This is a genomic window from Escherichia sp. AM3 (genome assembly GCF_032029835.1).
Classification (GTDB): Bacteria; Pseudomonadota; Gammaproteobacteria; order Enterobacterales; family Enterobacteriaceae; genus Escherichia; species Escherichia coli.
On record NZ_JAVUPQ010000827.1, the window covers coordinates 1 to 299 of the forward strand.

Annotated in this window: 1 protein-coding gene; it reads right to left on the bottom strand. The window is 59.5% G+C overall.

The window, feature by feature from the left end; genetic code table 11:
* On the bottom strand, nt 1-299 hold a 299-nt coding region (locus tag RTW80_RS28580), incomplete at both ends, for an ABC transporter permease subunit (RefSeq protein WP_409415337.1).

The window sequence follows — 299 nt, forward strand, 5'->3', positions numbered from 1 at the left end:
CTTTATATTCCGTACTCAGATAGGCAGAAGAGAGCGCCTCCGCAATCCCCAGAATCAGGCCGCCAATCATCGCTCCCGGAATGCTGCCAATCCCACCGAGCACCGCCGCGGTAAAGGCTTTCATCCCGGCCATAAAGCCGATGTAGGGGTTAATGACGCCGTAGAACTGACCGAGCAGCACACCCGCCACCGCCGCCATCGCCGCGCCAATCACAAAGGTCAGCGCAATCACCCGGTCGGTGTTAATGCCAAGCAGACTCGCCATTGTCAGATCTTCCGCGCAGGCACGACACGCGCGA